Origin of the sequence: Pseudomonas sp. MOIL14HWK12:I1 (assembly GCF_000510705.1) — a bacterium.
Classification (GTDB): Bacteria; Pseudomonadota; Gammaproteobacteria; order Pseudomonadales; family Pseudomonadaceae; genus Chryseomonas; species Chryseomonas oryzihabitans.
This window is the reverse complement of the sequence record NZ_KI783309.1, coordinates 406,220-432,840: the sequence shown is the minus strand read 5'-3', so window position 1 is coordinate 432,840 and position 26,621 is coordinate 406,220. Positions and strand designations below refer to the sequence as shown.

General features: G+C 65.8%; 27 protein-coding genes. 6 read left to right on the top strand and 21 right to left on the bottom strand.

The features are described from left to right. Positions 1-262: 262 nt before the first annotated feature. The 10 genes from pdxJ to rpoE all read right to left on the bottom strand — a co-directional run bounded on the left by pdxJ (position 263) and on the right by rpoE (position 9,264). A complete protein-coding gene (gene pdxJ / locus PSEK12I1_RS0123085) occupies positions 263-1,003 on the bottom strand; it encodes a pyridoxine 5'-phosphate synthase (RefSeq protein WP_027598583.1) in 741 nt (246 codons plus the stop codon). 3 nt (positions 1,004-1,006) lie between these two features. Next, a complete protein-coding gene (recO, locus tag PSEK12I1_RS0123080; RefSeq protein WP_027603059.1) occupies positions 1,007-1,690 on the bottom strand; it encodes a DNA repair protein RecO in 684 nt (227 codons plus the stop codon). 2 nt (positions 1,691-1,692) lie between these two features. After that, positions 1,693-2,598: a GTPase Era gene (era, locus tag PSEK12I1_RS0123075; RefSeq protein ID WP_027598581.1), complete on the bottom strand. Its 906-nt coding sequence runs from the start codon at positions 2,596-2,598 to the stop codon at positions 1,693-1,695. Then, positions 2,591-3,280: a ribonuclease III gene (gene rnc, locus PSEK12I1_RS0123070; protein WP_007161997.1), complete on the bottom strand. Its 690-nt coding sequence runs from the start codon at positions 3,278-3,280 to the stop codon at positions 2,591-2,593. Before rnc ends, era begins: the two co-directional genes overlap by 8 nt. Further along, a complete protein-coding gene (locus PSEK12I1_RS0123065) occupies positions 3,277-3,672 on the bottom strand; it encodes a DUF4845 domain-containing protein (protein WP_007161996.1) in 396 nt (131 codons plus the stop codon). The genes rnc and PSEK12I1_RS0123065 overlap by 4 nt, the downstream gene beginning before the upstream one ends. Further along, positions 3,669-4,523: a signal peptidase I gene (lepB, locus tag PSEK12I1_RS0123060; RefSeq protein ID WP_027603058.1), complete on the bottom strand. Its 855-nt coding sequence runs from the start codon at positions 4,521-4,523 to the stop codon at positions 3,669-3,671. The genes PSEK12I1_RS0123065 and lepB overlap by 4 nt, the downstream gene beginning before the upstream one ends. A gap of 5 nt (positions 4,524-4,528) precedes the next feature. Next, positions 4,529-6,328, bottom strand: coding sequence for a translation elongation factor 4 (gene lepA, locus PSEK12I1_RS0123055; RefSeq protein WP_007161994.1), 1,800 nt, complete (start codon positions 6,326-6,328; stop codon positions 4,529-4,531). Between the two features lie 147 nt (positions 6,329-6,475). Further along, on the bottom strand, positions 6,476-7,900 hold the full coding sequence (locus tag PSEK12I1_RS0123050) for a DegQ family serine endoprotease (protein WP_027603057.1): 1,425 nt from the start codon (positions 7,898-7,900) through the stop codon (positions 6,476-6,478). Positions 7,901-8,121: 221 nt separating this feature from the next. After that, positions 8,122-8,649 carry a sigma-E factor negative regulatory protein gene (locus PSEK12I1_RS0123045; protein ID WP_027598577.1) on the bottom strand — a complete coding sequence of 176 codons (528 nt, stop codon included), beginning with the start codon at positions 8,647-8,649 and terminating at the stop codon, positions 8,122-8,124. Between the two features lie 33 nt (positions 8,650-8,682). Next, on the bottom strand, positions 8,683-9,264 hold the full coding sequence (gene rpoE / locus PSEK12I1_RS0123040; RefSeq protein ID WP_026083736.1) for an RNA polymerase sigma factor RpoE: 582 nt from the start codon (positions 9,262-9,264) through the stop codon (positions 8,683-8,685). A 329-nt stretch (positions 9,265-9,593) separates the two neighbouring features. Between rpoE and nadB the strand changes: the two genes are divergently transcribed. Further along, entirely contained in the window at positions 9,594-11,216 is a 1,623-nt protein-coding gene (gene nadB / locus PSEK12I1_RS0123035) for an L-aspartate oxidase (protein ID WP_027603056.1), read from the top strand. Here nadB and PSEK12I1_RS0123030 read toward each other — a convergent pair. Together PSEK12I1_RS0123030 and PSEK12I1_RS0123025 are read right to left on the bottom strand one after the other, a co-directional pair. Next, positions 11,173-11,625, bottom strand: a complete 453-nt coding sequence (locus tag PSEK12I1_RS0123030; protein WP_027603055.1) for a protein YgfX — start codon at positions 11,623-11,625, stop codon at positions 11,173-11,175. The two genes, nadB and PSEK12I1_RS0123030, sit on opposite strands and share 44 nt — an antisense overlap. Next, positions 11,609-11,866: a succinate dehydrogenase assembly factor 2 gene (locus tag PSEK12I1_RS0123025; RefSeq protein WP_027603054.1), complete on the bottom strand. Its 258-nt coding sequence runs from the start codon at positions 11,864-11,866 to the stop codon at positions 11,609-11,611. Before PSEK12I1_RS0123025 ends, PSEK12I1_RS0123030 begins: the two co-directional genes overlap by 17 nt. Before the next feature lie 122 nt (positions 11,867-11,988). On the opposite strand from PSEK12I1_RS0123025, the gene PSEK12I1_RS0123020 reads away from it, so the two are divergent. Both PSEK12I1_RS0123020 and PSEK12I1_RS0123015 read left to right on the top strand, forming a co-directional pair. After that, positions 11,989-12,906 carry a folate-binding protein YgfZ gene (locus tag PSEK12I1_RS0123020; protein WP_027603053.1) on the top strand — a complete coding sequence of 306 codons (918 nt, stop codon included), beginning with the start codon at positions 11,989-11,991 and terminating at the stop codon, positions 12,904-12,906. 41 nt (positions 12,907-12,947) lie between these two features. After that, on the top strand, positions 12,948-13,778 hold the full coding sequence (locus tag PSEK12I1_RS0123015) for an HDOD domain-containing protein (RefSeq protein WP_027598573.1): 831 nt from the start codon (positions 12,948-12,950) through the stop codon (positions 13,776-13,778). 2 nt (positions 13,779-13,780) lie between these two features. On the opposite strand, the gene PSEK12I1_RS0123010 is transcribed toward PSEK12I1_RS0123015, so the two are convergent. Further along, positions 13,781-15,184, bottom strand: a complete 1,404-nt coding sequence (locus PSEK12I1_RS0123010; RefSeq protein WP_007161985.1) for a sensor histidine kinase — start codon at positions 15,182-15,184, stop codon at positions 13,781-13,783. Beyond that, positions 15,177-15,848: a response regulator gene (locus PSEK12I1_RS0123005; protein ID WP_007161984.1), complete on the bottom strand. Its 672-nt coding sequence runs from the start codon at positions 15,846-15,848 to the stop codon at positions 15,177-15,179. Before PSEK12I1_RS0123005 ends, PSEK12I1_RS0123010 begins: the two co-directional genes overlap by 8 nt. Positions 15,849-16,178: 330 nt before the next feature. On the opposite strand from PSEK12I1_RS0123005, the gene PSEK12I1_RS0123000 reads away from it, so the two are divergent. Genes PSEK12I1_RS0123000 through PSEK12I1_RS0122990 form a run of 3 tightly spaced genes read left to right on the top strand, consistent with a single transcriptional unit; the run spans position 16,179 to position 19,176 of the window. After that, on the top strand, positions 16,179-17,159 hold the full coding sequence (locus tag PSEK12I1_RS0123000; protein ID WP_007161983.1) for a tripartite tricarboxylate transporter substrate binding protein: 981 nt from the start codon (positions 16,179-16,181) through the stop codon (positions 17,157-17,159). A 48-nt stretch (positions 17,160-17,207) separates the two neighbouring features. Beyond that, entirely contained in the window at positions 17,208-17,666 is a 459-nt protein-coding gene (locus PSEK12I1_RS0122995; protein WP_007161982.1) for a tripartite tricarboxylate transporter TctB family protein, read from the top strand. 1 nt (position 17,667) lies between these two features. Then, the gene (locus PSEK12I1_RS0122990; protein ID WP_027598571.1) at positions 17,668-19,176 is read left to right on the top strand and encodes a tripartite tricarboxylate transporter permease; all 1,509 of its coding nucleotides are present in this window, start codon (positions 17,668-17,670) and stop codon (positions 19,174-19,176) included. Positions 19,177-19,230: 54 nt separating this feature from the next. On the opposite strand, the gene PSEK12I1_RS0122985 is transcribed toward PSEK12I1_RS0122990, so the two are convergent. The 7 genes from PSEK12I1_RS0122985 to ppc all read right to left on the bottom strand — a co-directional run bounded on the left by PSEK12I1_RS0122985 (position 19,231) and on the right by ppc (position 26,504). After that, positions 19,231-20,013 (bottom strand): class I SAM-dependent methyltransferase, encoded by a 783-nt coding sequence (locus PSEK12I1_RS0122985; RefSeq protein ID WP_007161980.1) that lies wholly within the window; start codon positions 20,011-20,013, stop codon positions 19,231-19,233. 31 nt (positions 20,014-20,044) lie between these two features. Next, positions 20,045-20,746 carry an extensin family protein gene (locus PSEK12I1_RS0122980; RefSeq protein WP_027603052.1) on the bottom strand — a complete coding sequence of 234 codons (702 nt, stop codon included), beginning with the start codon at positions 20,744-20,746 and terminating at the stop codon, positions 20,045-20,047. A 108-nt stretch (positions 20,747-20,854) separates the two neighbouring features. Beyond that, the gene (locus tag PSEK12I1_RS0122975; protein WP_007161978.1) at positions 20,855-21,712 is read right to left on the bottom strand and encodes a DUF72 domain-containing protein; all 858 of its coding nucleotides are present in this window, start codon (positions 21,710-21,712) and stop codon (positions 20,855-20,857) included. Further along, positions 21,712-22,071, bottom strand: a complete 360-nt coding sequence (locus tag PSEK12I1_RS0122970; protein WP_027603051.1) for a hypothetical protein — start codon at positions 22,069-22,071, stop codon at positions 21,712-21,714. Before PSEK12I1_RS0122970 ends, PSEK12I1_RS0122975 begins: the two co-directional genes overlap by 1 nt. A 137-nt stretch (positions 22,072-22,208) precedes the next feature. Beyond that, a complete protein-coding gene (gene tsaB, locus PSEK12I1_RS0122965) occupies positions 22,209-22,892 on the bottom strand; it encodes a tRNA (adenosine(37)-N6)-threonylcarbamoyltransferase complex dimerization subunit type 1 TsaB (protein WP_007161976.1) in 684 nt (227 codons plus the stop codon). Between the two features lie 137 nt (positions 22,893-23,029). Beyond that, positions 23,030-23,677 carry an adenylate kinase gene (adk, locus tag PSEK12I1_RS0122960; RefSeq protein ID WP_007161975.1) on the bottom strand — a complete coding sequence of 216 codons (648 nt, stop codon included), beginning with the start codon at positions 23,675-23,677 and terminating at the stop codon, positions 23,030-23,032. 190 nt (positions 23,678-23,867) lie between these two features. Next, on the bottom strand, positions 23,868-26,504 hold the full coding sequence (gene ppc, locus PSEK12I1_RS0122955) for a phosphoenolpyruvate carboxylase (RefSeq protein ID WP_027603050.1): 2,637 nt from the start codon (positions 26,502-26,504) through the stop codon (positions 23,868-23,870). Positions 26,505-26,621 lie beyond the last annotated feature (117 nt).

Below are 26,621 nucleotides of genomic sequence, written 5' to 3'. Positions count from 1 at the left end.
ACTTTTTCGTTTCAACTCAACCACTTGCGCTTGCCTGACCGGTCTAACCAATCTCGGCAGCGGGAGGCGAATCCTACAGCATCCCAAGACGCTGTCAACCCCCTCCGCTTCACTTCGCTGTCACCCGAAGGTGAGAACCAAATGGCGAAGAATCCATGGNCCCCTCACCCGACTCAGACCTAAGTGCTTGATTTTCAAGCCGCTTCAGCGTCTGCGCCGGAAGTGGGGCGCATTATAGGGGAGTTTCAGAGCAGGTCAACAGTTATTTTACGATTGAGTTGCAGCGGATCAATTCGGCCATGTCTTTGACCGCCTGCTTGAAGCCGACGAAGACCGCCTGGGCCACGATGGCATGGCCGATGTTCAGCTCGTTAATACCCGGCAGCGCCGCGATGGGCTGGACATTATGGTAGTGCAGGCCATGACCGGCATTGACCACCAGCCCGAGGCCGGTGGCGAATTCCACCGCCCTGGCCAGGCGCTGCAGCTCATGGGCCTGCGCTTCCTGGGTCTCGGCTTCGGCATAGCGACCGGTGTGCAACTCGATCACCGGAGCACCGCTGTCCTTGGCCGCCTGAATCTGCTGCAGATCGGGATCTATAAAGAGGGACACTTCCGAAGCGGGCAGTGCCGCGATGGCGTCACGGATGCGCTGCACCTGACCCAGCACATCCAGGCCACCTTCGGTGGTCAGCTCTTCCCGGCGCTCGGGCACCAGGCAGACGTGCTCGGGCCGGATCTCCTGGGCAAAGGCCAGCATCTCGGGGGTCAGGGCGACTTCGAGATTCATGCGGGTCTGCAGGAGGTCGCGCAGCAGGCGGACATCCCGCTCCTGGATATGGCGACGGTCCTCGCGCAGGTGCAGGGTGATGCCATCCGCCCCTGCCTCCTCGGCATCCAGCGCCGCCTTGACCGGATCGGGATAGCGGGTACCCCGGGCCTGGCGCAGGGTGGCGACATGATCGATGTTGACGCCCAACAGAACACGACTGAACTCTTTCATGGCTTATTCACTTGGCTTGGCGAACAATTCGCGACTCATCAGGGGTTTGCTGCCCAGGTGCGGCGCCAGGGCCTGGCGCATCAGGCGCTTGGCAGCGCGGACTACGGTGGGATCGTCCCACTCGCCACGCTCCAGTGCCAGGATTTCCGCGCCGGCCAGACAGCCCGGGCGAACTTCGTCGACGGCTTCGAAGCCCTGGTCCGGAATGAAGCGATAGAGGCGCTGGGCGTCGATGGCCTGGCCATCCAGCGCCAGCGACAGCGAGAAGCCGTAGCCCAGCAGGTCGAGCAGGCGCCATTCGAAGGTACGCAGCAGGGGCTCGACCGGTCGCCCCTGGGCGAGGGCCGCCAGGGTCAGGCCATAGAGGTCGAAAAGCGCGGGATAGGGATCTTCGGCGGGCAGTAGCCGGACCAGCAGCTCATTCAGATAAAAGCCGCTGAACAGCGCCTGCCCCTGGAGCAGATAGGGTGGCGCCAGGGCCGCCACCTTTTGCAGATTCTTCAGCTCCCCTCGCCCACTGAGCTGAGCCTCGAGGGGAATGAAGGGCCTGGCCAGACTTCCGGAGCGGGAGCGGGCCGCGCGCAACACCGTACGGACCCGGCCGAAGGCGCCGAACACATCCACCAGCGCACTGCTTTCCCGATAGGGACGCGCATGCAGGACGAACAGCGGCTCGGACGCCTGCATCGCTAGAGGTCGGAATAACCCAGAGAGCGCAGGGCGCGCTCGTCATCGGACCAGCCGCCTTTGACCTTGACCCAGAGATTGAGCATGACCTTGGCGTCGAACAGGGTTTCCATGTCCTGGCGGGCTTCCTGGCCGATGCGCTTGATGCGCTCGCCGGCCTGGCCGATGAGGATCTTTTTCTGGCCATCGCGCTCGACCAGGATCAGGCCGTGGATGTGCAGTACCCCGTTGTCGTACTTGAATTCCTCGATCTCGACGGCGACCTGGTAGGGCAATTCGGCCCCCAGCTGACGCATGATCTTTTCGCGGATCAGCTCGGCCGCGAGGAAACGACTGGATCGGTCGGTGATCTGGTCTTCGGGGAAGAAGTGCTCGCCCTCAGGCAGGCGCTCGGCCACCAGCTCTTCGAGGGCGTCGAGATTGTGGCCGTGCTGGGCGGAGATCGGAATGAGCGTGGCTTCCGGCAATTGCTCCTGCAGCCATTGCAGGTGCGGCAGCATGTCGGCCTTGTCTTCCAGACGATCCAGCTTGTTGACGGCGAGCAGCACCGGGCACTTCACGAAGCGTACCCGCTCCAGCACCATCTGGTCTTCGTCGGTCCAGCGGGTACGATCGACCACGAACACCACGACGTCCACATCGCGCAGGGCGGTGACGGCCGTCTTGTTCATGAAGCGGTTGAGCGCCTTCTGGTTTTCCTTGTGCAGACCGGGGGTATCCACATAGATGGTCTGCACCTCACCCTCGGTCTTGATGCCGAGCATGTTGTGCCGGGTGGTCTGCGGCTTGCGCGAGGTAATGGCCAGCTTCTGCCCGAGGATATGGTTGAGTAGCGTGGACTTGCCGACGTTGGGACGGCCGACGATGGCGACGTAGCCGCACCGCGATGCCTTCAGCTCATCATTCATGACCATTCTCCACGCCCAGGGCGATCAAGGCCGCCGAGGCGGCTATCTGTTCGGCGATACGGCGACTGGCGCCCTGCCCCGTCGTCTTTTCGTTGAGCATGGCGATCTCGCATTCGACAAAGAAGACCCGGCAATGGGGCTCTCCCTCGATGGCGACCACCTCGTAGCGCGGCAGGTCGCACGCCCGCGCCTGGAGAAACTCCTGCAGGCGGGTTTTGGGATCCTTGTTGGTATCCACCGGCGTCAGCTCGCGCAGTTGCGGGCCGAGCCAGGCCATGACCCGATCCTTGGCCGCATCCATGCCGGCATCCAGATAGATGCCGCCGATCAGGGCTTCCATGGCATCGGCAAGAATAGATTCGCGACGGAAGCCGCCGCTCTTCAGCTCACCGGACCCCAGGCGCAGGTAGTCACCCAGCTCGAAGCTGCGCGCCAGCAAGGCCAGGGTCTCGCCTTTCACCAGCTTGGCGCGCAGGCGGGACAGCTGGCCTTCGCGGGCCTGGGGGAAATGATCGTAGAGGGCTTCGCCGATGATGAAGTTGAGGATGGCGTCGCCGAGGAATTCGAGGCGTTCGTTGTTGCGACCGGCAAAGCTGCGGTGCGTGAGGGCGAGCAGCATCAGGTCCGGGTCCTTGAAGGTATAACCCAGCCGACGCTCGAGGCGATCTAGAGATAATGTCACGGGAGATTTATACGGAAATCACGATTGAAACGAACGACCAGATCGATGTTGCGGATCAGGTGTTCACGTTTTTCATAGTCGAGGTGGATCTGCAGGTGGTTGCCGTCGGCTTCGACGCGCATGGCCTTTTGCAGATCGAGATCACGGATGTCGTTCACCTGCATACCCTTCCCCACGTAGCTGTAGACGTCGGACACGCTGCGAATCTGGTTATCGGGGTTGTCGCCGATGGATTCGATGACCTTGGTCAGAGCATTGTAGTCCAGGTAATGCGGCACGAGCTTCATGGCCGTACTGGCCAGGAAGGCGATGACGCAGAGTGCGAGCAGACCACCGAGAAACGACAGCCCCTGCTGACGCGACGGACGACCGGACACTCTGCGTTCATTCATCTGATGATACCTACGCGAGACAGGGTGGGCATGCTCTGCAGCTTGGGCTCCGGCCAGCTCAGCCAGACGGCGAAGGCCTTGCCGACGATGTTACGGTCGGGAACCATGCCGAGCAGGTCACGGGGAATGTTGGGATCGTCCCAGTAGCGACTGTCGTTGGAGTTGTCGCGGTTGTCACCCATCATGAAGTAGTGACCGGCCGGCACCTTCCATTCGTGGTCGGGCTCCATGCGGTAGCGGGTCATCTCTTCGCGGATCAGGTGCTCGGCCTTGCCGAGTTGCTCCTTGAACAGCTTGACGCTGCCCAGCGAACCCGGCTCGTCACCCACCAGTTCCTCGCTGACGCGCTGGCCGTTGATGTACAGCTGCTTGTCGCTGGTATAGCGGATGGTATCGCCCGGCACCCCGATGACGCGCTTGATGTAGTTGACGCTGGGATCGCTGGGATAGCGGAACACCATGACGTCGCCACGCTGCGGATCACCGATCGGGATGACCTTGAGGTCGATTACCGGCAGGCGGATGCCGTAGGCGAATTTGTTCACCAGGATGAAGTCGCCCACTTCCAGGGTCGGCTTCATGGAGCCCGAAGGAATCTGGAACGGCTCCACCAGGAAGGATCTCAGGATCAGCACGATGGCCAGGACGGGAAAGAACGACTTCCCGTACTCGACCAGGGCCGGTTCCTTGTTCAACTGCTCCAGTACCGCGGGATCAGGCTCGCTGACCTGCTGCCCGTAGGTCTGGATCGCCTTGCGACGACGCGGTGCGAGCACCAGCAGATCGATGAGTGCCAGGGCGCCGCAGACGGCGACCGCGAGAACCAGCAACAGAGGGAAGTTCCAGGACATGGGCTTCAGCTATCCACCTTGAGCACGGCCAGGAAGGCCTCTTGAGGAATCTCTACGCTACCAACCTGCTTCATGCGCTTCTTGCCCGCCTTCTGCTTTTCCAGCAGCTTGCGCTTACGGGACACGTCACCGCCGTAGCACTTGGCCAGAACGTTCTTGCGCAGCGCCTTGACCGTGGTCCGGGCCACGATCTGACCGCCGATGGCCGCCTGGATCGCCACGTCGAACATCTGCCGCGGGATCAGCTCCTTCATCTTCTCGGTCAGGGCGCGACCCTTGTAGTGCGCCTTGTCGCGATGGACGATCAGCGCCAGGGCATCGACCTTCTCGCCGTTGATGAGGACGTCGAGCTTGACCAGGCTGGCGGCTTCGAAGCGATCGAAGCTGTAGTCCAGCGACGCATAGCCACGGCTCACCGACTTGAGGCGGTCGAAGAAGTCCAGGACCACCTCGTTCATCGGCAGGTCGTAGCTGACCTGCACCTGGCTGCTGAGGAACTGCATGTCGCGCTGGACGCCACGCTTCTCGATGCACAGGGTGATGACGTTGCCCAGGTGCTCCTGGGGTACCAGGATGTTGGCGCGCACGATGGGCTCGCGCATCTCGGCGACGGAGGCCAGGTCCGGCAGCTTGGACGGGTTGTCGACATAGATGATGCTGCCATCCTTGAGCACCACCTCGAACACCACGGTCGGCGCGGTGGTGATGAGGTCGAGATCATATTCGCGCTCCAGGCGCTCCTGGATGATCTCCATGTGCAGCATGCCGAGGAAGCCGATGCGGAAGCCGAAGCCGAGGGCCTCCGAGCTTTCCGGCTCGTATTGCAGGGCCGCATCGTTGAGGGTCAGCTTCTGCAGGGCTTCGCGGAAGTCCTCGAAGTCGTCGGAGCTGACCGGGAAGAGACCGGCGTAGACCTGCGGCTTGACCCGCTGGAAGCCCGGCAGCATGGCCACGTCCGGGGTGGCGCTGAGGGTCAGGGTGTCGCCGACCGGGGCGCCGAGGATTTCCTTGATGCCGGCGATGATGAAGCCCACTTCGCCCGCCTTGAGATCGACCGTCTCGGTGTGCTTGGGCGAGAAGACGCCGACGCTGTCGACCTGGTGCACCTTGCCGGTGGACTTGACCAGGATCTTGTCGCCCTTCTTTACCCGCCCGTGCTTGACGCGCACCAGCGAGACGACGCCCAGGTAGTTGTCGAACCAGGAGTCGATGATCAGCGCCTGCAGGGGCGCGTCGATCTCGCCCTCGGGCGGTGGAATGACCTTGACCAGTTGCTCGAGGACATCGGGTACGCCCATGCCGCTCTTGGCACTGCAGGGCACGGCGTCGGTGGCGTCGATGCCGATGATGTGCTCGATCTCGGCCTTGACCTTGTCCGGCTCGGCCTGGGGCAGGTCCATCTTGTTCAGCACCGGCATGACCTCGAGGCCCTGCTCGATGGCGGTGTAGCAGTTGGCGACCGACTGGGCTTCCACGCCCTGCCCCGCATCCACCACCAGCAGCGCGCCTTCGCAGGCGGCCAGCGAACGGCTGACTTCATAGGTGAAGTCGACGTGGCCGGGGGTGTCGATGAAGTTGAGCTGGTAGGTCTTGCCGTCCTGGGCCTTGTAGTACAGCGTGACGCTGTGGGCCTTGATGGTGATGCCGCGCTCGCGCTCGAGATCCATGGAATCCAGGACCTGGGCCTCCATTTCTCGGTCGCTCAAACCACCACAGATCTGGATGAACCGATCCGCAAGCGTCGACTTGCCGTGATCGATGTGGGCGATGATGGAGAAATTGCGGATATGGCTCAGATCACTCACGAATCAGCACTCGAATAGCCAGCAGCGGAACATCCGCCGGGAAAATAGCGGGGGAGTTTACCTGAATGCGGCAAACAAGGGGACTCGCGCCGTTCGAGCGGACAAAAAGAAGGGGCAGTCGCCTGCCCCTCGCCTTGTCCCCTGCCGTTACTTGCCCGGCAGTTTGAAGGTGATGAAGCTGGCGCGACCCTCACGCACCACGCGCATCGAAATGGAGCGCCCTGCCGGCAGTGCCGAGGTGATTTTCTCGAAGGCGGCGGCGGATTCGATGGGCTGATTGTTGAGGTGGGTGATGACGTCGCCCGGACGCAGGCCGATAGCCGCGGCAGGACCGTCGCCACTGAGCTTGTTGATGACCACGCCGCCCTGGATGTCCAGGGTCTTCTTCTGCTCGGCGGTCAGGTTGGCCACGGCGATGCCCAGGCGATTGCTGGCCCGATCGGACCCGCGCTCGCCGCCGGAAGCGGCCTGGTCGTCCTTGGGCATGTCGCCCACGGTAACGCTCAGGTTTTGCCGCTTGCCTTCACGGATGATCTCCATGTCGGCCTTGGCACCCGGCTTGAGATTGCCGATCAGGTGCGGCAGGTCGGCGGATTCCTCGATCTTCTGGCCATTGACCGAGAGGATGACGTCGCCGACCTTGATGCCGCTCTTGGCTGCAGGACCGTCGTCCAGGGTCTGGGCGACCAGGGCACCGGCCGGACGATCCAGGCCGAAGGATTCGGCGAGATCCTTGTCCACTTCCTGGATGACCACGCCCAGCCAGCCACGGCTCACCTTGCCATCGGTCTTCAGCTGATTGGCCACGTTCATGGCGACGTCGATCGGAATGGCGAAGGACAGCCCCATGAAGCCACCGGAGCGGGTGAATATCTGCGAGTTGATCCCGACCACCTCACCCTTGAGGTTGAACAGCGGACCGCCGGAGTTGCCCGGGTTGATGGCCACGTCGGTCTGAATGAAGGGCACATAGCTTTCGTTGGGCAGGCTGCGACCCTTGGCGCTGACGATACCGGCGGTGACCGAGTGATCGAAGCCGAAGGGCGAACCGATGGCCAGGACCCATTCACCGACCTTGAGCTGATCGGAATTGCCCAGCTTGAGGGTGGGCAGGTCCTTGGCGTCGATTTTCAGCAGGGCCACGTCGGTACGGGGATCCGCGCCGATCAGCTTGGCGGTGTGATCACTGCGGTCGGACAGCCGTACCAGGATCTCGTCGGCATCGGCGACCACATGGTTGTTGGTCAGAATGTAGCCGTCGGGCGAGATGATGAAGCCCGAGCCCAGGGACTGGGCCTGCTCCTGCTTGCCACGGGGACCGCGCGGCATCTGCGGGATGCTGCGCTCGAAGAATTCACGGATGCCTGGCGGCAGGCCTTCCAGATCGGGCATGGTCATGGCGCCGGCGCCACGACCTTCGGGAATTTTCTGGCGGGTGCTGATGTTGACGACCGCTGGAGATGCCGCCTCGACCAGGCCGGTGAAATCCGGCAGATCGGCCCGAGCCATGGCCGTCAGTCCCATCAGCCAGAGCCCCATCAGGGCGGCCGTGTAATGCTTTAGATTGCGCATGCGCGTGCAGCTCCACTCTATCCAATGACTTGAACACATCGCTGGCGACCTGCCTGCTCCGCAACGGCGGCACAGTCAGAGACGACTGGCAGCAGAAATAGCACGGCCTTGCTGAACGATAGCTTTCGAAGCATTTTGCGCCCCATCCGGACATCCGGCAGGCAAAAAAAAACGGCGCCCGGAACAGAGTCCGGACGCCGTTTCGAGGTGAAGCCAGCGAATCAACGCTGGGCAGGGGCTTCCTGCTTTTCACCTGCCATCGGCTTGTCAGCCTTGGCTTCGGCATTCGCCTTGGTGCTTTCTTCGCTGAAGCTGGCCAGCACGGCCGGGCTACGCGCGGGTTGCGGCACGGTCAGCTGGCTCGGCGCCTGCTGGGCCAGACCCTGGGTGGAGACGTCGGACTGGTTGTACATCCGCACGCCTGCCAGTACGGCGAAGGTCACGGACGCGGCGACCGCGACACGACCCAGGCTCGACCAGCCACTCTTGCGCGCCTGGGCAACGACGGGCGCTGCCGGGGCTGCGACGGCCTCATCACGCTCCAGCGTGGTGGTGACGCCTTTGGCGATATCCAGATTCGGCAGCATGGGCTCACCGCGAATCACGGCGCTGACCATGGCGTAGCGCGACCAGGTGGCGCGCAATTCCGGGTCCTTGCTGACCTCGGCGATGACACGCCGGGTTTCGAATTCGTCCGCTTCGTTATCCATAACAGCGGACAGGGATTCCAGCAGGGCTTCACGACTCATACGTATTACCTCTCTAAAAGCTGTCGCCGCTGTCTATGCATCACGCAGCAGGGGCTGCAATGCTTTGTCTATCGCTTCCCGAGCTCGGAAAATCCGAGACCGGACCGTTCCCACCGGACATTGCATGACGTTCGCAATGTCCTCGTAGCTGAGGCCTTCGAACTCACGAAGGGTCAGCGCGGTGCGCAGATCTTCCGGGAGCTGCTGGATGGTCCGATGCACGGTGGCCTCGATCTCATCCCGCAAAAGGGACCGCTCTGGGGACTCGATATCCTTTAGAGCATGGTCGCCTTCATAAAATTCCGCATCTTCGGCACTGACGTCGCTGTCCGGTGGACGACGACCCCGGGCAACCAGATGGTTCTTTGCCGTGTTGATGGCGATGCGATAGAGCCAGGTGTAGAAAGCACTATCGCCACGGAAGTTCCCGAGCGCACGATAGGCTTTGATGAAAGCCTCCTGAGCGACGTCCTGGGCTTCCTGGGTATCGTGGACGAAACGCACGATCAGACCGAGAATCTTGTGCTGATACTTGAGCACCAGCAGATCGAAGGCACGCTTGTCACCGCGCTGTACGCGCTCGACCAGTTGTTGATCCTGCTCCTGCGTGGGCAGGGCTTGCTTGCTGTCCTTGGCTTGCAGCTCGGTATCGTCCTTGCTTTCACTATCGACGCGCGCTGCTAGACTGGGCTGTTGCACGAAAGTTCTCCCCTCCACAGCAGTTGATGAGCGAGCACTAAGATGGCTGCTGATCGCTCCTGGGTGTAACTGAATTAGCTTTGGCAGATGGCCCATTCTCGTCTTGGCGTTCCGGCCGCACGGATGAGCAATTATCTGTACATAGACCCCGCCTGAAGCCCGCGAGTTCCCTGCCGATCCATCCGATGGCTATGCCGTCAGCCGCCTTGTTCCTATACTCGCCGTCCCGGTGAGAAGGAAACGTCATGGCGCGTCATCTGGAATTCGATGTCCTGGTAATCGGCAGTGGCGCCGCGGGCCTGACGCTCGCGCTCAATCTACCGGCGACGCTGTCCATCGCGGTCTTGAGCAAGGGCGAACTGGCGCATGGTTCGACCTACTGGGCCCAGGGCGGCGTCGCCGCGGTGCTGGACGAAGGCGACACCGTCGAGGCGCACGTGCAGGATACCCTAATCGCGGGCGCCGGGCTGTGTGACGAAGGCGCCGTGCGCTTCACCGTCGAACACAGTCGCGAGGCCATGCAGTGGCTGATCGACCAGGGCGTGCCCTTCACCCGCGAGCAGGACGCCGGCAAGGGCGGCCTGGGCTTTCACCTGACCCGCGAAGGCGGCCACAGCCACCGGCGCATCATCCACGCGGCCGATGCCACCGGCATGGCCATCTTCGACACCCTGCTGCGCACCGCCGAAGGCCGGCCCAACATCCAGTTGCTCAGTCAGCGGGTGGCGGTGGATCTGATCACCACGGAAAAGCTCGGCCGGCCGGGCGCGCGTTGCCTGGGCGCCTATGTGCTCGACCGGACCAGCGGCCAGGTCGATACCCTGCACGCGCGCTTCACGGTGCTGGCCACCGGCGGCGCCAGCAAGGCCTACCTCTATAGCACCAATCAGGACAGCGCCAGCGGCGACGGCATCGCCATGGCCTGGCGCGCCGGCTGTTCGGTCGCCAACCTGGAATTCAACCAGTTCCACCCCACCTGCCTCTATCACCCCCATGCGCGCAGCTTTCTGATCACCGAAGCCCTGCGTGGCGAAGGCGCCGTCCTGCGTCTGCCGGATGGCGAACGCTTCATGCCGCGCTTCGACCCCCGCGCCGATCTCGCCCCACGCGACGTGGTGGCGCGCGCCATCGACCACGAGATGAAGCGCCTGGGCATCGATTGCGTCTTTCTCGACATCAGCCACAAGCCGGCGGACTTCGTGCAGGAGCACTTTCCCACGGTCTATCGCCGTTGCTTGGAACTGGGCATCGACATCACCCGGGATCCGATCCCGGTGGTGCCGGCCGCGCACTACACCTGCGGCGGGGTGCGCGTCGACCAGCACGGGCGCGCGGACCTCGGCGGCCTCTATGCCATTGGCGAAACCAGCTGCACCGGTCTGCACGGTGCCAATCGCATGGCCAGCAATTCGCTGCTGGAGTGCTTCGTCTATGCCCGCTCGGCGGCGCTGGACATCCAGGCGCAAGCGGCCGAGATCGCCATGCCGCACGACCTGCCCGACTGGGACGCCAGCCAGGTGACGGACTCGGACGAGGACGTGGTGATCGCCCACAACTGGGACGAGTTGCGGCGCTTCATGTGGGACTATGTGGGCATCGTGCGCACCACCAAGCGGCTGGTGCGCGCCCGCCATCGCATTCGCCTGCTGATGGACGAGATCGACGAGTTCTACAGCAACTACAGGGTCAGTCGCGACCTGATCGAACTGCGCAACCTGGCGCAGGTGGCGGAGCTGATCATCGAAAGCGCTCTCGCTCGCCAGGAAAGTCGCGGTCTGCACTTCACCCTGGACTATCCGCAACTGGCCAGCAGCGCCCGGGACACTATTCTGGCGCCGCGAACCGGCGCGGAGCGAAGCGAAGTCTGACTCTCAGACGGCGGTGGGCCTCCGCGGCGAGGCTGTCGCGGGCGATGCAGAGACTGCGGGTACGTCTCGCCGCTGGCAGTCGATAGCGCAGGACCACCAGCCGCGGCAGGGCCAGGCTGTCCGGGCGCAGCTGGATGGCCTGCCAGCCGGTCGCCGGCGACCAGAGCTGCCAGCCTTCTGCGCCATGGCGCAAACCGCGCGGCACCTCTGGACAGCGCTGCTGGAGCTGGCGCTGGCGCATCCGGTGCCAGGACCAGAGCACCAGCAGCGTCAGGAGTGGCTTGAGCGTCCACGGAATGGCCGCAAGCCAGGGACAGAACCCCGCGGCGAACGCGGCCAGGGCATGCAGTCGCAGGAGGCCGGCGGAGGCGCTCCAGCGACATTCGAAAGGCTCAAGCCGGCTGGACACGGTCCAGGATCATGCGCACGATGATCTGCAGATCGGCGTCCTCCGGCTCACCGCGCTGCATGAACCAGTGGAACATGTCCTGATCCTCGCACTCGAGCAGCTTGCGGTAGCGTGCCTGGTCTTCCGCGCCCAGGGAGGAATAGACCTCCTTGACGAAGGGCACCAGCAATACATCCAGTTCCAGCATGCCGCGGCGGCTGTGCCAGTACAATCTGTTGAGTTCGGTAGCTTCGGTACTCATGGGGACTCCTGCGACGATCGGCGCAGTATAAGCCCGAAGCGCCCCGCCGCGCAGTGCGCCTGACATTCCCCCCGGGCGAGCCTATGATGATCGGCTTCACTCGACAGGGAGCTGCAGCCGCAATGGCCGACTTGCCGTATTTCTGCCGCTTGACCCACGAAGGCGTCCTGGCCATCCACGGGGTCGATGCGACCAAGTTTCTCCAGGGGCAGGTCACCTGCAACCTCAATTATCTCGCTGACGACCAGGCCGGCCTGGGAGGGCGCTGCACGCCCAAGGGACGGCTGGTCTCCAGCTTCCGCATCGTCAAGCAGGCCGACGGCTATCTGCTGGCGATGGCCGCGGAGCTGGTCGAGCCGCTGCTGACCGATCTGAAGAAATATGCGGTCTTCTCCAAGTCGGTGCTGACCGACGAAAGCGCGCAATGGCAACGGCTGGGACTTTCGGCCGCCGGCTTCGCCAGCGCCTATCCCGACGTGGCGCTGGGCGAGCAGGCCAATGCCGTGGCGCCGCTCGAAGGCGGCTTCGCCCTGCGGTTGGAGGATGGCCGGGTAGAGACCTGGCGCGCGGCCGACGCAGCGGCGCCGGCGCTGCCGGAGGTGGCGCTCGACGAATGGCTGCTGGCCCAGGTGCGGGCTGGCGTGGGCCAGGTGTTCGGCGCGACCCGCGAGCTGTTCGTCCCGCAGATGATCAATCTGCAGGCGCTGGATGGCGTGAGCTTTCGCAAGGGTTGCTACACCGGCCAGGAGATCGTCGCGCGCATGCAGTACCTGGGCAAGCTCAAGCGGCGCCTCTATCGCCTCGCCAGCAGCGAGCAGCCCCCTGCCGTGGGTACCGAGCTGTTCTCGCCGGTGCATGGCAGCAGCGTGGGCGAGGTGGTGCTGGCCGCGGCCAGCCCAGCGGGTTGCGAATTCCTGGCGGTGCTGCAGGGCGATGCCGCCGAGGACGGACGTGTCTCGGTGGGCAGCTCGGACGGGCCAAACTGCCGTTTACTCGATTTGCCCTACTCACTCGATAGCGATCGTGAAATAAAGCGCTGAAGGTTGGGATCGCCTTTATCCGCTCCTCACACAGGTACGTCATGACTCCTCTTGCCGAAAAAGTTGTCCAGGATCTTCTCCACGCGATAGACACCGATCGCGTGGTGTTGCCCACCCTTCCCGAGGTGGCACTGAAGGTCAGAGAAGCGGCCGAAGACCCCAACGTGGGCGTCGCCGAGCTGAGCCGGGTGATCGCCATGGACGCCGCCCTGACGGCGCGCCTGATCAAGGTGGTCAACAGCCCGCTCCTGCGCACCAGCAAGGAGATCACCGACCTGCAGATGGCGGTCGGGCGCCTGGGTATCAACTACACGGCGAATCTGGCCACGGGCCTGGCCATGCAGCAGATGTTCCAGGCCACCAGCGACGCCGTGGATCGCAAGATGCGCGAGGTCTGGAGCCAGGGCACCGAGATCGCCGCCATCAGCCATGCGCTGTGCAAGAAGTACACGCGGCTGATGGCCGACCGCGCCCTGCTCGCCGGCCTGGTGCACCAGATCGGCGTGCTGCCGATCCTCACCTATGCCGAAGAACAGGAAGACCTGCTGGCCAACGCCATCACCCTCGACCAGGTGACGGCGCGCATTCATCCGCAGATCGGCGAACGCATTCTCAAGGTCTGGGATTTCCCGGCCGACATCGCCTGCGTACCGCGGGAATATCTGGCACTGGAGCGGCAGCCCGCGGCGGCCGACTACGCCGATATCGTGCAGGTCGCGACCCAGCTGCACGCGCAGCGCCAGGGTCAGCAGGAGATCGCGGTCCAGACGCTGCCCGCCGGTATCCGCCTGGGGCTGAACAACCAGCCGGATCCGGCCCAGGATCAGTCCTTCTGGGACGCGGTGGAACAGTCGCGCACCCTGCTCGGCTGAGCCTAGGCTTCCTCGGCGGGAAATTCGACCCGCACCCGCAGCCCGCCGAGCGCGCCGTCCAGCAACTGGATGCGCGCCCGATGGGCGGCGCAGATCTCACCGACGATGGCCAGTCCCAGACCGGCACCCCCGGATTGCGGATCCAGACGCTGAAAGCGCTCGAAAACCTTGGCCCGCGCATTGGCCGGAATGCCGGGACCGTCATCCTCGACTTCCAGTACCGCCGGGGCCAGCACCCGCACCACGATGTTGCCACCTGACTGGCTATGGGCCAGGGCGTTTTCCACCAGATTGCAGAGCAGTTCGTTGAGCAGTGTCGGCTCGCCGATCACCGGCGCCTTGGCGAAGGGCTCGAAGGCCAGGGCGACGCCCTTGGCATGGGCCAGGGGGGCCAGCGCCATGGCCAGTTCCCTGGCCAGATCGCTGAGCTCCAGGCGTTCGGCGCCGCCTTCGGCGATGGCCTGGGCGCCGCTCTCGATCCGCGCCAGTGACAGCAGCTGGTTGGCCAGGCGCGCCAGGCGATCGGTGCTGGCGCGGGTCTCTTCCAGGGTGGCGTACCAGGCCTGGGGCTCGCGCTCGCGCAGGCCCAGTTCGACCCGCGCCTTGATCGCCGCCAGCGGGGTGCGCAATTCGTGGGCGGCATTGGCGATGAAGTCCGCCTGACGCTCGAACAGCCGCCGCAGGCGCAGGGTGAAGCCCTCCAGGGCATGCACCAGCGGCAGCAGCTCCTGGGGCGCCCGCACCTCGGGCAGCGGCCGCAGGTCGTCCACGCCCCGCTCTTCCACCGCCTGGCGCAGACGCTCCAGGGGGCGCAGGGCGGCGCCGACCGCCATCCACACCAGCAGGATGGCACCCAGCCCCATCAGTCCGAGGCGGATCAGGGTGTCGGTGAGCAGGCTGCGGGCCACCTCCTCGCGGGCTTCGGCGGTCTCGGCGACGCGGATCTCGGCCATGCCGGTGAGATCCGGCTGGCTGACCGGCTGGGCCAGGCTGACCACCCGTACGTCCTTACCGCGATAGGTGCTGTTGTAGAAGCGCGCCAGGGCCGGATAGTCGCGGGTCAGCGGAGCGTCCGCTGGCGGTGGTGGAATCTCTTCGTAGCCGGAGATCAGCCGGCCGCGGGTATCCAGCACCTGGTAGAAGATGCGCCCGACGTTGTCGTAGGCGAAATTGTCCAGGGCGATGTAGGGAACGTCGGCGCGCAGGGTGCCATTGGTGGCCGACAGGCCGGCGGCGATGGTGCGGGCCGAGGCCAGCAGCGTCCGGTCATAGGCCACGTCGGCCAGCCGCCGGCCATTGAGATAGGCGGCCAGGCTGCTGACCGCCAGGATCACCGCCAAGAGCACGACCAGTCGCAGCAGCAGTCGCCCACGCAGACTGCCAGCCGCCTTCGCCACTTCAGCCATGCTGCTCTTCCAGCAGATAGCCCAGGCCGCGGAAGGTGACGATGCGCACGGCGCCGGCTTCCAGCTTCTTGCGCAGGCGGTGGACGTAGATCTCGATGGCCTCGGGACTGGCTTCCTCGTCCAGGCCGAAGACCTGGGCGGCCAGTTGCTCCTTGCTCATGACCCGTCCGGGGCGGGCGATGAGCGCGGCCAGCACGGCGTGCTCGCGCGAGGTGAGCGACAGCGCCTCCTCGCCCAGGGTGAAGCGCGAGGTGTTGAGGTCATAGATCAGCGGGCCGCAGCGCTGTTGGCGATCGCCGCCCAGCACGCTGCGGCGCAGCAGGGCCTTGACCCGGGCTTCCAGTTCGGTGAGTTCGAAGGGCTTGGCCAGGTAGTCGTCGGCGCCGAGGTTGAGCCCCTGCACCCGATCCTTGACCTCGCCGCGGGCGGTCAGCATCAGCACCGGCAGGCGATCGCCGCGCTCGCGCAGGCGCGCCAGCACCTCGAAGCCATCCATGCGCGGCAGGCCGACGTCGAGGATGGCCAGGGCATAGCTTTCGCTCTGCAGGGCCAGGTCGGCGGCCACGCCATCGTTGAGCAGATCGACGTTGAGCCCGGCATTCTTGAGCGCCTGGGCGACGCTTTCGGCCAGTGGCGGATGATCTTCGACCAATAGGATGCGCACGCTGACAGCTCCCGCTCAAAAAATCCGAGTTTACCGGATACCGGCCGGCTGGCCTGCAGCCGGAACCCCACTATCGCCGCCTTTCACATCTGAAAGGCTGTTGAAAGCTTGGCGGTCTAGAGTGAAAGGTAGCGGTCCCAGAACCGCATGATGCTTGCCCAAGCGCCACCCCTGGTTGGCCAACAACAATAACAAGCGGAACGACATCCATGCTCGCCCTCGCGCAGCTCCACGTGCTCCCGTATCTCTTCTCCGAACGATCGCCGCCCTGGCGAGCCTGAGCCGTGTCCGCCTGTCAGCTTCTGAAATAACAACAAAAGGAAGACGTCGATGAGCACCACCTTGCGCACCCTCACCCTGACCCTGGCCGCCTCCGTGCTGCTGTCCGCCCAGGCCATGGCCGAACCCAAGCGTCCCGAATGCATCGCCCCGGCCTCCCCGGGTGGCGGCTTCGACCTGACCTGCAAGCTGGCCCAGAGCGGCCTGGTGGAAGCCAAGCTGCTGGACAAACCGATGCGCGTGACCTACATGCCCGGCGGCGTGGGCGCGGTGGCCTACAACACCGTGGTGGCCCAGCGGCCGGCGGACGGCGATACCATCGTCGCCTTCTCCAGCGGTTCGCTGCTGAACCTGGCGCAAGGCAAGTTCGGTCGCTTCGACGAGAAGGCCGTGCGCTGGCTGGCGGCAGTGGGCGCCAGCTATGGCGCCATCGCGGTCAAGGCCGATTCGCCCTACAAGACCCTGGGTGACCTGGTCGAGGCGCTGAAGAAGGACCCGAGCAAGGTGGTGATCGGCTCCGGCGGTACCGTGGGCAGCCAGGACTGGATGCAGACCGCGCTGATCGCCAAGGCTGCCGGCATCAATCCCAAGGACCTGCGCTACGTGGCCCTGGAAGGCGGCGGCGAGATCGCCACCGCGCTGCTGGGTGGGCATATCCAGGTCGGCAGCACCGACATCTCCGACTCCATGCCCCATGTCGAGGCCGGCAACATGCGCCTGCTGGCGGTCTTCGCCGAGCAGCGCTTCGATGAACCGGCGATGAAGGACATCCCCACCGCGCGCGAGCAGGGCTACGACATCGTCTGGCCGGTGGTCCGCGGCTTCTATGTCGGCCCGAAGGTCACCGACGAGCAGTACAACTGGTGGAAAACCAGCTTCGACAAGCTGCTGGCCTCCGACGACTTCGCCAAGCTGCGTGATCAGCGCGAACTCTTCCCCTTCGCCATGACCGGCTCCGAGCTGGACGCCTATGTGCAGAAGGAAGTCGCGCGCTACCGCGGCATGGCCAAGGAATTCGGCCTGATCCAGTAACGAGCCCCCGCCCCTGGCGCCCCTCCGGGCGCCTTCGAGGATGTCGACATGATCTTCCAACGCGCCTTCATGGCGGTCTGGCTGGTGGCCGGACTCGTCATGCTGTTCATCGCCCGGGATTACCAGGCGCCCTTTTCCTACGAGCCGGTCGGTCCGCGGGCCTATCCGATGCTGATGTTCGGGCTGATGAGCCTGGGTCTGGCCTATCTGATCATCCGCCCCACGCCGATCGGCGATGGCGAAGACCAGAAACCGCTGGACGCCTCCTCGCTGCGCAAGGTAGTGGCCTGCTGCGCCATCCTGCTGGGCTATGCCCTGACCTTCCAGCCGCTGGGCTTCCCCTTGAGCGCCTTCATCACCGCCACCCTCTGCGGTCTGCTCTACGGCGGTCGCCTGATGCCCTGCGCCCTGGTCAGCCTGCTGCTCGCCATCGGCCTCTATGTGCTGTTCGACCGGGTGATGGAAGTCCCCCTACCCCTTGGCGTGCTGGAATTCCTGGAGGGCTGACATGGATACCTTGAATTTTCTGATGCAGGGCTTCGGCGTCGCCATGACGCCGACCAACCTGATCGTGGCCCTCATCGGCACCCTGATCGGCACCGTGGTCGGCCTGCTGCCGGGTCTCGGACCGATCAACGGTATCGCCCTGCTGATCCCGGTGGCCTTCGCCCTGGGTCTGCCGCCGGAGACTTCGCTGATCCTGCTGGCGGCGGTCTATCTGGGCTGCGAATACGGCGGGCGGATCTCCTCGATCCTGCTGAACATCCCCGGCGAAGCCGCGACCATGATGACCTGTCTGGACGGCTATCCGCTGGCCCGCCAGGGCATGGCGGGCGTGGCCCTGTCGCTGTCGGCCTGGAGCTCCTTCATCGGCGCCTTCATCGCCACCTGCGGCATGGTGCTGTTCTCGCCGCTGCTGGCGAAATGGGCGATCGCCTTCGGTCCGGCGGAATACTTCGCGCTGATGGCCCTGGCCATCCTCAGCCTCTCCGGCATGGCCGCCGAGAAGCCGGTCAAGACCCTGGTCGCCGCCCTCTTCGGCCTGGCCATCGCCTCCGTGGGCATCGATGCCAACAGCGGCGTCTACCGCTTCACCTTCGACAACGTGCACCTGGCCGACGGCATCGACTTCGTGATCCTGGTGCTGGGTCTGTTCTCGGTGAGCGAACTGCTCCTGCTGCTGGAGCAGACCCATCATGGCCAGGTCGCGGTCAAGGCCACCGGGCGCATGCTGTTCAACGTGCGCGAAGCGCGCAGCGTGTTCATGGTCAACCTGCGCAGCTCGGTGAGCGGCTTCATCATCGGCGTGCTGCCGGGTGCCGGCGCGACCCTGGCCAGTGCCCTGGCCTACACCACCGAGAAGCGCATGGCCGGTGCCGATGGCAAGTTCGGCAAGGGTGACCTGCGCGGCCTGGCAGCGCCGGAAACCGCCATCGGCGCGGCGGTGTGCGGCAACATGATTCCCATGCTGACCCTGGGCATCCCCGGCTCGGGCACCACCGCGGTGATGATCGGCGCCCTGACCCTCTACAACATCACCCCCGGCCCGCTGCTGTTCCAGAACGAGCCGAATCTGGTGTGGGGTCTGATCGCCTCGCTGTTCATCGCCAACGTGATGCTGCTGATCCTCAACGTGCCCATGGTGAAGATGTTCACCAAGATCCTCGAGGTGCCGAACTGGTCGCTGGCCCCGGCCATCGCCATCATCACCGGCATCGGCGTCTATGCGGTGCACGCCACCACCTTCGACCTGGTGCTGATGGTCTGCGTGGGCATCTTCGGCTACATCATGCGCAAGCTGGACTTCCCGCTGTCGCCGCTGCTGCTGGGCTTCATCCTCGGCGAGCTGATGGAAACCAGCCTGAGACGCGCACTGTCGATCTCCAACGGCGACATGGGCATCCTCTGGCAGAGCGGCATCAGCCAGGCCATCTGGATCGTCTGCATCCTGATGGTGGCCCTGCCCTTCTACCGTGCCTGGCGCAAGCGTCGCGCGCCCAAGCCCGCGACCGTCTGACGTCGGCGACACCCACGCCCGCGGCCGGAGTCCTTCGCCCGCGGGCTTTTTCATTCAAGAAGTTTTGAAGCTCTTCTTCGGATAGATATCGTAGCGGCTGGACTTGCCCTCCAGCACGTAGCCGGGCTTGGCGCCTTCGATGGCCGGCGCCTTGCGCGGGCGCTTGACCACCACCCGGTGACTGGCGCGGGCCAGGGCCGCGGCCAGCAGCGCCGGGGCGTCCAGGTCGTCGCCCACCAGCGGCCGGAACAGGCGCATCTCCTTCTTCACCAGGGCGCTCTTGTCGCGATGGGGAAACATGGGATCCAGGTAGATCACCTCGGGCGCCTCGCCCTCACCGCGCTGCAGATAGGCGGTGGAGTCGGCCTGCACCAGGGTCATCAGGGCGACTATGCCAGCCGCCTCGTGATCCCGTGCGGCGCGGGCAAGGCCGTCTTCGAGCAGGGCAGCGATCAGCGGCTGGCGCTCGACCAGCGTCACCGCACAGCCCAGGGTGGCCAGCACGAAGGCGTCACGCCCCAGACCCGCGGTGGCATCGAGGATGCGCGGACGCACGCCCGGGCCGATCCCCACCGCCTTGGCGATCATCTGGCCCGCGCCGCCGCCGAACTTGCGCCGGTGCGCCGCCGCGCCCTCGACGAAATCCACCCGCACCGGACCCGGCGCCTCCGGGCCGCGCTGCACCAGTTGCAGGCCCTGGGCGCCCACCTGCACGGCGAATTCCTCGGTAGTGGCGCTGCCCAGGGGCAGGCCCAGGCGCGCGGCCCAGGCCGCGGCGGCCTCGGTGAAGGCGGGTTCCAGGGCTTCGACGATAAGCGCGGGGTGGGCGGTGGACATGGGCGACTCGCAGGCGAAAAGACCCGTCATTCTACCGGCAGACGCGAAAGCCACCCATGTCGACATGGAAATGATCGCGGTGCGCCGCGTTGTAGTCCGGTCCCAGGGTGGTATTGAAGGACCGGCAGGCCCCGTCGCGCACCAGCCGCAGGAAGCGCTGGGCCTGGGGATCGCCGGTCCAGTCCCGCGCTACGCTGATGCGCCGACCGTCGGCCAGGCGCAACCCGGCGATATCCAGGGCATTGGCGGTGGCGTGCTGACTGCGCCGGCCGCTGGTGCGGCCATAGATGTTGCGGCAGGCGAAGCTGCCATAGTGCTCCACCTCGGCCACCCGCTGGCCATAGACGGCTTCGGCCGCCGGCTGCAGCGCCTGTCGCTCGAACAAGGCGAAGCTCACCGCCAGGGGACAGCTGGCGAGAAAGCTGCCGCTGAGTCTTACCCCTTCACCGCGCTGGATGCGCACGGCCCGCTCCAGCGGACAGTCGGCCGACCCCGCATTGCCACGCAACTCCCGATAGTTGAGCGCCGAGGTGGCCAGGGACGCCGCGCAATAGTCGGCATCGGCCTGCAGACGCCAGAGCTTGAGGCGAGTGACGGCATTGGTGGGGGCCTGGATATCCAGCGGCGCCCAGGGATTGTAGGCCGGCGGGATACGCAGCCAGCCCTGGTCGAAGGCGGTATGCAGACCGCCATAGAGCAGGATGACGAGACCGAGCAGGTGTCTGGCTTTCATGCGGCGCGCCGAAGGAGATTCGCGAGGCGGTAGACCTCATCTGACCGGAGCGAGCCGCGGGAATGCCGGCGAAAACGTCGCCAAACGTATCGCGACAACCGGCGTGGGCTAGAGCAGACCGAGTTGTTCGGTGTCGGCGGTGCTCAGCTCGGGCAATGCCGGCAGACCGGGCAGGCGTTCGCGCAGCTGGGCATGGAATCTCAGGGCCAGCTCGGGCGCCTGGCGGTTGTCCGGGGTGTGCAGGAAGACATAGGGCACCTTGCCCGCCTCGATCCAGTCGGCCACCCGGGTGACCCACTTGGCCAGGTAGTAGTCGTTGGCGGCCAACTCCAGGCGGCCGATGAAGCGCACCTGGGGATGCTCGCTGAACGCCAGGGCGCGAGCCGGAACCCGCGGTTTCTTGGCTTGGGCCAGGCGCACGGCCGGCTCACTCGGATCGGCGCTGAACAGGGCGGCCGAATCCAGGCCGACGCGCTCCACGCCCAGGTCCATGAGCAGCCGGTTCAGGGCCCGCTCGGACTCGCCCTTGTCGAAAAAGGCCAGGTGCCGGACCTCCACCGCCAGGGCGCAACGCGGCGCCATGGCCGAGAGAAAGACCTGCAGTTCCTTCAGCCGATCGGGCCCGAAGCCCGCTGGCAGTTGCAGCCACAGCGGGCTGGCCCGTTCGCCCAGGGGCGCCAGCAATTCGAGAAAGGTACGGGCGCTGGCGAGTTGCACCCGCAGATCCTCGGCATGGCTGATGTCGCGGGGAAACTTGGCGCAGAAGCGAAAGCCGGTCGGCATCAATTCGGCCCAGCGGCGGATGGTGTCCGCCGCGGGCCAGGCATAGAAGGTGGTGTTGCCTTCCACGGCGTTGAACACCTGGGCGTAACGCGGCAGGAAATCACCCGGACGCAAGCCGTGGTAGAGGCTCTCGCGCCAGGCGTTGTCGTTCCAGGAGGGGCAGCCGAGAAAGTACGGCAGCATCAGGCGTAGAGGTCGAGGCCCACGACGCTGGAGGAGCCGTCCGGCTCGGCGCCGAAGGCGGCGGTGCTGCCGTAGCTGGCCAGGGCCTGCTGGGCACGGGCAGTGAGCTGACTGGCGAAGCGCCCTTCGCGCTCGCTGAGCACCAGGCCGTTACCGTTGCCATTGCCGGCATCGGTCGCCGCAGCCGCTTCCACACGGCGGAGGGGTGCGACGTCGGACCGGGGATTGCCTGCGGCCTCTCGGGCGATGGCATTCTGGCGGGCGTCCTCATCCTTCGCCACCTCGCGTACGGGCGTGACCGCGCGCGAGGAACGATTCAGGGGATAAGCAGAGGAGGCATAGCCGCTGTCAATGCGCATGGCAGGTCCCGAACGGATGGCACTACTCTAAGTAGGGTCGAAAGCTATGACAATCAAGGGCCGGACGCCCGTCGCGACCGGCGGACGAGCGGCATCTACAGCTTGGACGTCAGACTATTACGCGTGGTTTCCTGCCGTCAGACCGACTGCTTGGGAGTGGCGACCCGATCACGCAGATAGACGGGTTGCGCCGCTTCGGACTCGGCCGACACGGCTTCGCCGCGCTGCCAGGCGGTGGCCGCCAGAACCGCCAGGTCCCGGGCATGGGGCAACAGAGTGGCATCCTGCTCGATCAGCGGCACGGCCATGCGGCCGACATAGCCCCAGCCGGTGCCGGCACCGAACCAGTCGCCGGTGGCGGCGGCCGGCAGGGCAATGGCCTCGGGCGCCAGCACGGCTTCCGCCCCCGCGAGCACCATGGCCGCGCCGTCGAGGCGATAGCAGCCCCAGTAGACCTCGTCCATGCGCGCGTCGATGGCCGCAGCCACCTGGGTCACGCCGCGCTCGCGCCAGGCGCGCTGGGCGATGATCGCCAGATTCGACACCGGCAGTACCGGTCGGTCCAGGCCGAAGGCCAGGCCCTGCACCACGCCGATGGCGATGCGCACGCCGGTGAAGGCGCCCGGACCACGCCCGAAGGCGATGGCGTCCACCTGCGCCAGACTCAGACCGGTCTCGGCCAGCAGCTCCTGCACCATGGGCAGGACCCGCTGGGCATGCAGGCGCGGCGCGATCTCGTAGCGATGGATGATCTCGTCGCCCAGATGCAAGGCGACCGAGCAGGCTTCGGTGGCGGTGTCGAGGGCGAGCAGGATGGACATGGGGCAGATCCGCAACTGGGAAAAGGGCTGCGCATTCTAGAGGAAGACGGGTCGCGAGGGGACCCGCCCATCGGTCGTGACGCCAGGACGGCGCCTTGACCGGACCGCCTGCAGGCACAGGCGGCCGTGACCGGCGCTTAGTTCAGCGCCTGCAGCACCTTGGCGGTGATGGCATCCACCGAACCCACGCCCTCGATGCGGCTGCACTTCGGCGTGCCCTGGGCGGCGCCCAGCTTCTGGTAGAAGTCCACCAGCGGCTTGGTCTGGGAATGATAGAGGTCCAGACGCTTGCGAATGGTAGCTTCGCGGTCGTCTTCGCGCTGTACCAGCGGCTCGCCGGTCAGGTCGTCGGTGTCGGCGACCTTCGGCGGATTGTGTTCGATGTGATAGACGCGACCCGAACCCGGGTGCACGCGGCGACCGGACAGGCGCTGGACGATTTCTTCGTCATCCACGGCGATTTCCAGCACGTGGTCGATCTTAACGCCGGCGGCTTCGAGGGCCTCGGCCTGGGGAATGGTGCGCGGGAAGCCGTCGAACAGGAAACCCTTGGCGCAATCGGCGTCGAGGATACGCTCGCTGATCAGGGCGATGATGATCTCGTCGGAGACCAGGCCACCGTTGTCCATGATGTCCTTGACCTGCAGGCCCAGGGGCGTGCCGGCCTTGACCGCGGCCCGCAGCATGTCGCCGGTGGAAACCTGCGGAATGCCGAATTTCTCAGTGATGAACCGGGCCTGAGTACCTTTGCCGGCACCGGGCGCTCCCAGCAGGATTACGCGCATCTGTAGCTCCTTAGAATGGTCTCGGACTGGCAGCCCGCGCAGGGCGCTGTCGCGATGATTGTTGTCGACGACACGAGACGGCCAAAGGGACCAACCATACACAGCGCCCTCTGGCCGCACAAGTTACCAAGCGTCGCAGGTGCCGGGCCCGTCCAGACGACCCCGGGCGCCGGCAAAAGCGACAGTCTGTTCAACCGGTATTGCGCAGTCCTGCGGCGATCCCGGCCACGCTTACCAGCAGGGCCTGATCGAGCGCCGCCGGCTGGCTTTCGCCGGCCGCCCGCGCCCGGGCCAGCAGCTCGATCTGCAGGAGGTGCAGCGGATCGAGATAGGTGTTGCGCACGGCGATGAACACCAGGGTTTCCGGATGGTGTTCGAGCAACTCGCCCTGCCCGGTCAGGCGCAACACCGCCACGCCCGCCTGGCGCAGCCGCTCGCGCAGCTGGCTGCCGAGCACCTGCAGGTCGGCTTCCACCAGGCGCTGGTCGTAGAGCCGCGCCAGTTCGGCCTCCGCCTTGGCCAGCACCATCTCCAGCATGTCGATGCGGGTCTGGAAGAACGGCCAGCGCTCGCGCATCTCGCGCAGCAGCGGCGACTCGCCCCGGCGCTCGGCTTCTTCCAGAGCCCTTTCCCAGCCGAGCCAGGCCGGCAGCATCAGCCGCGTCTGGGTCCAGGCGAAGATCCAGGGGATGGCCCTGAGGCTTTCCACGCCGCCTTCGCGGCGCTTGGCCGGGCGACTGCCCAGGGGCAGCCGGCCCAGCTCCTGCTCGGGGGTGGCCTGGCGGAAATAGCTGACGAAGTGCGGGTCTTCGCGCACCACGCCGCGATAGGCCTGCAGGCTGTCGCGGGCCAGGCGATCCATCTGCTCGCGCCAGGCCGGCTCCGGCGCGGGCGGCGGCAGCAGCGTGGCTTCCAGCACGGCGCCCAGGTAGAGCGCCAGATTCTGCTCGGCGATGGCCGGCTGGCCGAACTTGAAGCGGATCATCTCGCCCTGTTCGGTGGTGCGGAAGCGCCCGGCCACCGAGCCCGGGGGTTGCGAGAGGATGGCCGCGTGGGCCGGGCCACCGCCCCGCCCCACGGTGCCACCGCGGCCATGGAACAGCAGCAGTTCCACGCCCCGACTGGCGCAGATGTCCACCAGGGCTTCTTGGGCACGGTACTGGGCCCAGGCCGCCGCCAGGGTGCCGGCGTCCTTGGCCGAATCGGAATAGCCGATCATGACCTCCTGGGGACCGGCCAGGCGCGCGCGGTAGTCGGGCAGATCGAGCAGGCTGGCGATGGCGCTGCCGGCATGATCCAGGTCGTCGAGGGTCTCGAACAGCGGCACCACCCGCATCGGCTGGCGTACCCCGCACTCGCGCAGCAGCAACTGCACGGCGAGGACATCCGACGCCGCGCCGGCCATGGAGATGACATAGGAGCCCAGGGCATCGGGCGGCGAGGCGGCGATCACGCGGCAGGTGGCGAGCACCTCCTGGGTATCGGCCTCCAGCTCGGCGTCCAGCGGCAGCAGGGGACGCCGGCTGCCGAGCTCGCCACGCAGGAATTCCAGGCGCTGTGCCTCGCTCCAGGCGGCGTAGTCGCCCAGATCGAGATAGCGGCAGATATCGGCCAGGGCCGCGGCATGGCGCGCGGCGTCCTGGCGGATGTCCAGGCGCACCAGATAGAGACCGAAGGTACGGGCCCGGCGCAGGGTATCGAGCAGGGAGCCATCGGCGATGACGCCCAGGCCACAGTGCTGCAGGGAGTCGTAGCACAGCTGCAGCGGGGCGATCAGCTCGGCGTTGTCGCTGAGGATATGACGGGCGCCGGCATGGGGATCGGTGATGGCATGGGCCGCCCAGCTGCGGGTGATCTGCAACCGCTCGCGCAGCACCTTGAGCACCTTGCGATAGGGTTCCGGGTGATCGCCGGCCTGTTCGCGCAGGGCCGGACTCGCCGCCTGCATGGACAGCTCCGCGGCCAGCCGGTCGACATCGCGCAGGTAGAGATCGGCGGCCATCCAGCGCGCCAGCAGCAGCACCTCGCGGGTGATGGCGGCGGTGACGTTGGGATTGCCATCGCGATCGCCGCCCATCCAGGAGGAAAAGCGTACCGGCGCCGCGGTCAGCGGCAGGCGCTGGCCGGTGCGTTCCTGCAGGCAGTCGTCCAACTTGCGCAGCAGGCTGGGGATCGCCTGCCACAGCGAATTCTCGATCACCGCGAAGCCCCACTTGGCTTCGTCCACCGGCGTCGGCCGCTGGCGGCGGATCTCCTCGGTGTGCCAGGCCTCGGCGATCAGCCGACGCAGCCGTGCCTCGATGGCGGCCACCTCGGCGGAGGTCAGGTCGCGATGATCGAGGGCCGCCAGCTGCGCGCTGATCTCGTCGTATTTCTGGATCAGGGTCCGCCGCGAGACCTCGGTGGGGTGGGCGGTCAGCACCAGATCGATGTCCAGCGCCGCCACCCGCTCGGCCAGCTCGCTACCCGCGTGACCGGCCGCGCCCAGGCGCTCCAGCAATTCCGGCAGTACCTGCTGCTCGAAGGGCGGCGGCTCGTCTTCGGTGCGGCGTCTGACCCGGTGATATTCCTCGGCGATGTTGGCGAGGTTGAGAAAGTGACTGAAGGCCCGCGCCACCGGCAGCAGTTCGTCTTCGGCCAGGGTATCCAGGGTGTCGCCCAGTTGGCGGGCACCCTCCGCGGAGCCGCCACGGGCGGCCTTGGCGCCCTTGCGGATCCGCTCGATCTTGTCGAGAAAGGCCGCGCCATGCTGGTCGGCAATGGTCTGCCCCAGGAGCTCACCCAGCAAACGCACCTGCTCGCGCAGGCGAACATCGATTTCCACCATCTCGTGCTCCTCGAAAGTACCGGTTCGGACCTCACGGCAACCGCTGCGGTCTAGCGCAGAGGACAGCACCCCGCTGTCACGGTTGCAAGCCCCGGCTGTTGCAGGGTGCCCAGCCGC

What these genes read in the sequence shown, in the direction of transcription:
- PSEK12I1_RS0122975 (WP_007161978.1), bottom strand. Translation starts at nt 21,712, where the DNA reads ATGCTGCCGTACTTTCTCGGCTGCCCCTCCTGGAACGACAACGCCTGG.
- PSEK12I1_RS0123010 (WP_007161985.1), bottom strand. Translation starts at nt 15,184, where the DNA reads ATGGCTGAAGTGGCGAAGGCGGCTGGCAGTCTGCGTGGGCGACTGCTG.
- PSEK12I1_RS0122990 (WP_027598571.1), top strand. Translation starts at nt 17,668, where the DNA reads ATGGATACCTTGAATTTTCTGATGCAGGGCTTCGGCGTCGCCATGACG.
- tsaB (WP_007161976.1), bottom strand. Translation starts at nt 22,892, where the DNA reads ATGTCCATCCTGCTCGCCCTCGACACCGCCACCGAAGCCTGCTCGGTC.
- nadB (WP_027603056.1), top strand. Translation starts at nt 9,594, where the DNA reads ATGGCGCGTCATCTGGAATTCGATGTCCTGGTAATCGGCAGTGGCGCC.
- adk (WP_007161975.1), bottom strand. Translation starts at nt 23,677, where the DNA reads ATGCGCGTAATCCTGCTGGGAGCGCCCGGTGCCGGCAAAGGTACTCAG.
- PSEK12I1_RS0122970 (WP_027603051.1), bottom strand. Translation starts at nt 22,071, where the DNA reads ATGCGCATTGACAGCGGCTATGCCTCCTCTGCTTATCCCCTGAATCGT.
- PSEK12I1_RS0123000 (WP_007161983.1), top strand. Translation starts at nt 16,179, where the DNA reads ATGAGCACCACCTTGCGCACCCTCACCCTGACCCTGGCCGCCTCCGTG.
- PSEK12I1_RS0122985 (WP_007161980.1), bottom strand. Translation starts at nt 20,013, where the DNA reads ATGTCCACCGCCCACCCCGCGCTTATCGTCGAAGCCCTGGAACCCGCC.
- recO (WP_027603059.1), bottom strand. Translation starts at nt 1,690, where the DNA reads ATGCAGGCGTCCGAGCCGCTGTTCGTCCTGCATGCGCGTCCCTATCGG.
- PSEK12I1_RS0123025 (WP_027603054.1), bottom strand. Translation starts at nt 11,866, where the DNA reads ATGAGTACCGAAGCTACCGAACTCAACAGATTGTACTGGCACAGCCGC.
- era (WP_027598581.1), bottom strand. Translation starts at nt 2,598, where the DNA reads ATGAATGATGAGCTGAAGGCATCGCGGTGCGGCTACGTCGCCATCGTC.
- PSEK12I1_RS0123015 (WP_027598573.1), top strand. Translation starts at nt 12,948, where the DNA reads ATGACTCCTCTTGCCGAAAAAGTTGTCCAGGATCTTCTCCACGCGATA.
- PSEK12I1_RS0123050 (WP_027603057.1), bottom strand. Translation starts at nt 7,900, where the DNA reads ATGCGCAATCTAAAGCATTACACGGCCGCCCTGATGGGGCTCTGGCTG.
- lepB (WP_027603058.1), bottom strand. Translation starts at nt 4,523, where the DNA reads ATGTCCTGGAACTTCCCTCTGTTGCTGGTTCTCGCGGTCGCCGTCTGC.
- PSEK12I1_RS0123020 (WP_027603053.1), top strand. Translation starts at nt 11,989, where the DNA reads ATGGCCGACTTGCCGTATTTCTGCCGCTTGACCCACGAAGGCGTCCTG.
- PSEK12I1_RS0123045 (WP_027598577.1), bottom strand. Translation starts at nt 8,649, where the DNA reads ATGAGTCGTGAAGCCCTGCTGGAATCCCTGTCCGCTGTTATGGATAAC.
- PSEK12I1_RS0122980 (WP_027603052.1), bottom strand. Translation starts at nt 20,746, where the DNA reads ATGAAAGCCAGACACCTGCTCGGTCTCGTCATCCTGCTCTATGGCGGT.
- PSEK12I1_RS0123065 (WP_007161996.1), bottom strand. Translation starts at nt 3,672, where the DNA reads ATGAATGAACGCAGAGTGTCCGGTCGTCCGTCGCGTCAGCAGGGGCTG.
- pdxJ (WP_027598583.1), bottom strand. Translation starts at nt 1,003, where the DNA reads ATGAAAGAGTTCAGTCGTGTTCTGTTGGGCGTCAACATCGATCATGTC.
- ppc (WP_027603050.1), bottom strand. Translation starts at nt 26,504, where the DNA reads ATGGTGGAAATCGATGTTCGCCTGCGCGAGCAGGTGCGTTTGCTGGGT.
- PSEK12I1_RS0122995 (WP_007161982.1), top strand. Translation starts at nt 17,208, where the DNA reads ATGATCTTCCAACGCGCCTTCATGGCGGTCTGGCTGGTGGCCGGACTC.